Source organism: Kitasatospora arboriphila (assembly GCF_039528095.1).
Lineage (GTDB): Bacteria > Actinomycetota > Actinomycetes > Streptomycetales > Streptomycetaceae > Kitasatospora > Kitasatospora arboriphila.
Genome location: NZ_BAAALD010000326.1, coordinates 1 through 526 on the forward strand (window position 1 = coordinate 1; position 526 = coordinate 526).

Annotated in this window: 1 protein-coding gene; it reads right to left on the reverse strand. The window is 58.6% G+C overall.

The window, feature by feature from the left end:
• Nucleotides 1-133: 133 nt before the first annotated feature.
• Nucleotides 134-526: Na+/H+ antiporter NhaA (locus tag ABD353_RS40210; RefSeq protein WP_344628640.1), on the reverse strand; the 393-nt coding region annotated here is incomplete at its 5' end.

A 526-nucleotide genomic window follows, 5' to 3' on the forward strand; every position in this document is an offset into this window, starting at 1 on the left:
CCTCCGCCGCGCCCACGACGGACCCTTCTTTATACACGTGCCAGAAGTAGTACAGATGATTGTAGTTAATATGTGACATGCTTCTCTCCCTGATAATGTCCAGGAGAGCCTGGCGGGCTCTCCTGCAGAAAGGTTATACCGCGAGGCGAGTATCCGTCACGCGCTGACGCAGTATGAGGTAGCCGACGACCGCTGATAGCACTGAGCCGATCAGAATGCCAAGCTTGGCCCAGTTGATCAACGCGGGATCCACGCTGCCAAAGGCCAGGGTGGCGATGAAAATCGACATCGTAAAGCCAATCCCGCACAGGATCCCCACCGCCATAATTTGCTTGCAGGTGGTTCCCTCCGGCAGCGAAGCCCACTTCAGCTTCAGGGCCAGCCAGCAGAACAGGCTAATCCCCAGCGGCTTACCGATAAACAGGCCAGCCATAATGCCCAGCGGCAGGAGCGACGTCAGCCCGGCAAGGGTGACCCCCTGCAGTGAGACCCCCGCGTTCGCGAAGGCAAACAGCGGCAGGATCAT